Source organism: Streptomyces sp. NRRL WC-3549 (assembly GCF_000721935.1).
In the GTDB taxonomy this organism is placed as follows: domain Bacteria; phylum Actinomycetota; class Actinomycetes; order Streptomycetales; family Streptomycetaceae; genus Streptomyces.
Genome location: NZ_KL585438.1, coordinates 55,718 through 59,839, shown reverse-complemented (window position 1 = coordinate 59,839; position 4,122 = coordinate 55,718). Strand labels below are relative to the sequence as shown.

Annotated in this window: 1 protein-coding gene and 1 pseudogene; one reads left to right on the top strand and one right to left on the bottom strand. The window is 66.4% G+C overall.

The window, feature by feature from the left end:
- Window positions 1–71: 71 nt before the first annotated feature.
- A complete protein-coding gene (locus IH13_RS0132665) occupies window positions 72–3,086 on the bottom strand; it encodes a carbohydrate binding domain-containing protein (protein ID WP_031090168.1) in 3,015 nt (1,004 codons plus the stop codon).
- A 608-nt stretch (window positions 3,087–3,694) separates the two neighbouring features.
- On the opposite strand from IH13_RS0132665, the pseudogene IH13_RS39130 reads away from it, so the two are divergent.
- Window positions 3,695–4,070, top strand: a pseudogene (locus IH13_RS39130) (hypothetical protein); the annotation flags it as partial.
- Window positions 4,071–4,122 lie beyond the last annotated feature (52 nt).

The following is a 4,122-nucleotide window of genomic DNA, read 5'->3' as shown; positions in this document are numbered from 1 at the left end:
ATGTGTATAAGAGACAGGGCCACGGCTGCTGGCGGGTCCGCTCACGAGTGCGGTGAGCGGGAGTGTGACGGCTACTTGAGGTAGGGGCCTGCCGTGCCGATCTTGCCCGGAGCGGCGTTCTTGCCGTCGAGGTCGAGGACGTAGACGCGCAGGTTGCCCTTGCCGGGTGCCGCGACGTTCAGCTTGCCGTCGGTGACGACCTGGACGTCTCCGGTGACGGCGTCCTTGTAGGTGCCGTTGGGGATGCCGCTGTAGGTGGCGGGGCCGGTGACGATGACGAGGGCAAAGCTGTCGGTGCCGGAGGCGGCGTCGGTGTAGCGGCGCTTGTAGGCCATGCCACCGGTGATGCCCTCGGTGGAGTACTGGCCCATCTGCAGGGCGGGGATCGCCCGCCGGATCTCGTTGAGCCGCTGGAGGTGCTTGACCAGGGGCTGCTGGAGGGTGGTCGCGACCGCTCCTGAGGCCGAGGAGACCTTGGAGAAGTCGGAGGCGGTGACGGAGCCGGCGACGTGGTCGCCGTAGTAGGCGCGGCCGGTGGTCGCCAGCGGGCAGGACGGCCCGCAGTCGATCTTCTTGCCCTTCTGGAATTCGATCTCGGATCCGTAGTAGAGGGTCGGGATGCCGCGGAAGGTCCACATCAGGGACATGTTCTCGGCCCAGGCGTCGGTGCCGCCCGCGTACCGCTCGGCGCTCTTGTTGGGTCCGTAGTCGTGGCTGTCGACGTAGACGACGTTGTAGGTGGCGTCGTTGGTGGCGTCGTCGGAGTCCTTGCCGTTGTTGAAGGCGTTGTTGGCGTCACCGAAGTTCATGTGCATGCGCATGTCGATGATGTTCATGCCGGAGAACTTGCTGTGGTCGGGGACGTGGTAGTTGTTGCCGTTGAGGAAGGCGTTGGTGGAGGTTGGCTGGGCGGCGGGGCCAGCCTGGTTCTCGTAGTCGTACATCTCCAGGGCGGCCTTGGTGTCGTCGGCGTCGTACTGCTTGCGCTCCTTCCAGGTGAAGAACTGTGCGGAGTGGTTGACCGAGCCGCGGTTCCACTTGTCGTTGACGAAGGCGCCGACCTCGCCGAAGACGAGGAAGTTCTTCGCGGCCTCGGCGCCGAACTTCTGGGTGAGGCGTTCCTGGATCGCGGGCAGGAAGCGGCGGTTCCAGGTGGTGCGCGGGACGTGGACGGCCGTGTCGACGCGGAAGCCGTCGACGCCCATGTCGATGTACTTGTTGTAGGCGCCGATCAGGTAGTTCTGCACCTGCGCGTTCTCGGTGTTGAAGTCGGCCAGGTCGTCGTGGAGCCAGCAGGAACGGGAGTCCTCCCCCTCCCAGTTCCCGAGCCAGCAATTGTGGTAGAGCGCCTTGGGGAACATGCCGGAGGTGGGGTTGGGCCACTGGCAGTTGTAGATCCGGTAGCCCTCGGGCGAGGCCCACTGTGTGGGTTTGCCCCAGTCGACGCAGGTGTTGCCGGTCGGCTCGGCCGTCGACCACAGGTCGCCGTTGTAGTACGACTTTCCGGTCTTGGGGTCGATGGTCAGGCCGTCATACTCGAAGCCCTCGTTCTTCTCGTCGTAGTACCAGGACCAGTCCTTGTCCCGGACGCCGTAGACGGTCGGCGTGAACAGGCCCTTGGCGCCCCAGCGCGAGGAGTGGTTGTAGACGACGTCCTGGTAAATCTTCATGCCCTTGGCGTGGGCCGCGTTGATGAGGTCCTGGTAGGAGGCTCCGGCGGACTCCAGTCGGGGGTCGACCTTGTAGAAGTCGTAGCCGTGGTAGCCGTGGTAGTCGTAGTCCGAGCGGTTGAGGACCACCGGGGTGATCCAGATCGCGGACATGCCCAGGCCCTTGATGTAGTCCAGTTTCTGGACCAGGCCCTTGAAGTCGCCCCGGAACATGGGGTCGTCGTTGGCGGCGTTGCCCGACTTCTCGTGCTGGTTGCCGCCGCGGTTGTTGGAGGCGTCGCCGTCGTTGAAGCGGGCGGTCAGGACGAAGTAGATCGGGTCCTTGCGCGGATCGGTGCCCAGCGGCTTGCCCTCGGCGGGCGCGGGCGGCTTGTCACCGGTGGTCGCCGAGGCCGCTATGGAGGCTGCGGAGGTGTTTCCGGCGGCGTCGACGGCCTTGACGGTGTAGGTGTACGTCGTCTTCGGCTCCAGGTTGGCGTCGGACAGGACGGTGGAGCCGACGTCGGTGATCTGTGTGCCTCGGGTGCCGCCGGTGCGGGTGACCTGGTACTTCGTCACCGCCTTGTTGTCGGTGGACGGCTCCCAGGCGACCAGAATCGACACGCCGTCAGCCTTGGCCGTCACCTTGGTGGGGACGGTGGGCGCCTGGGTGTCCGGCGGCTCGGCGACGCAGGGGTCCTTCGCGTCCTTGGTGACGGTGCCAGCTTTCACCGTGCTGAGGCCGGCGGGGACGGTGTAGTCCTTGCCGCTGTTGTTGTCCCACACGCCGTTGCCGTTGTTGAAGGCAGCCGTCAGGCTGGTCGCCTTCCCCAGGTCGACGATTCTGCGGACCCACCCCGTACAGGCCGGTTCCATGCCGACGCCTGGAGTCTGGGTCCAGGCGCCGCCGGCGGGCCGGTAGTGCAGGTTGGTGGTGGTCCAGCCCACGGCCGCGGTCGAGTAGTAGACCGCGGCGGTGTTGCCTCCGGGATCAGGGTCCGGGCCGGGGTCGGTGCCCACGCACGGGTCGCTGTGGGCCACCACTCCGTCCTTGACGGTGATGGCGCCGGTGCCCAGGTCGTAGTTCTTGCCTGTGTTGTTGTCCCAGACACCGGACCCGTTGTTGAAGGTCGCCTTGAGTCCGGTCGCCGATCCGAGGTCGACGGTCTTCTTCACCCAGTCGGTACAGGCCGCCTCCATCCGCACGCCTGGGACCGAAGTCCAGGAGCCGCCGTCCGGTGCGTAGTGCAGGTTGTAGGAGGCCCAGTCACGGGTCTTCGTGTAGTAGAAGACGGTGGCCGTGTTGGCCGTCGCCTCCGGTGCGGCGGTCGCGGTGCCGGTCAGGGCGGGCGTCGCGGACAACAGCCCGATCACGCCGGATGCTGCCAGAGCAGCCGCCAGCGGTCTTTTCAGACGCTGGGATGGGGGGTGCTTCACGTGCGGCTCCAAGGGACGGGCAGCGGTCTTCCGCTGCGTCAAACGGGGCCGGCCCGGGGCAGGGGAGGGGCGCACAGGTTCTCAGCCTGGGCCAGCGGGGATTGGCACGCGTGTACGAGGCTTGTGGCCCGCGATGCACACCGCATGAACCGTCAGAAAATTTCAGCAAGACCTTGCGACGCGTGAAGTTACTAGCTCATGACGGGCTCGTAAAGAGTTCGCACAGCCCGAACACAGCCGTCGCACCGAGAAGCCGACCGCGAGCCAGGACAGAGCTACTGCCTCGCTGTCGACTCCTCGGCGGCGGATCGCTACTCAGTGCACAACTGGGAGCCTGCCAGCTGTCCGGTGGGCTGACTCAACGACAGTTGAGAGAGGGCATCGGCTACGCGTCAGCCTCGACCGCCCTGCAGTCCCTCGATGCACAACTCGACTCACCGGGCCGGGGTGACCCCGAGCTTCTCGGAGAGGCGCGGGCGTCACCGGCGAGTCGATGGGACTCCCCCGCCAGGTGGCCGCGAGCGGTGGGTCCAGCTGGCCACCGGTACGCATCACAGAACTCCATGATCACACCTACACACACCCATCCGAGTGAAGTGCAGATAAGCACCGACTGCTGGAAGGCGGCGCGCGACGCCGACACCGAGTCGAAGGAAGAGTGGCTCGCGGCCAAACGCGCCGCCGAGCAGGAGGCCGCCCTCGCATGGTCGAAGCAGTTCGACCATGCCGCAGCTGGAAGGCCCGGAGAAGGCCCTGGACTGGGGTGAGCGCTCCCGCCACCGGCTGATGACAGCGGCACACACCGCGCTGGTCGTAGAGGGAGATTGGGACGAGGCGGACTGGGCGGAGCTGGAAGAGAAGGCCCGCGCCATCGCCCGTGCCGGATGGTGGATCGACCAGCGCGAAGCCGACGGCCCTGACCTGATCGAACTCCTCGACGCGGCCACCGAGGCGGACTGCGGAACTCAGAACCCGTTCCGCTGATCGCGGCGCAACATAGCCGGGAAGCGCCGACAGTTACGACAACGCCATGGCC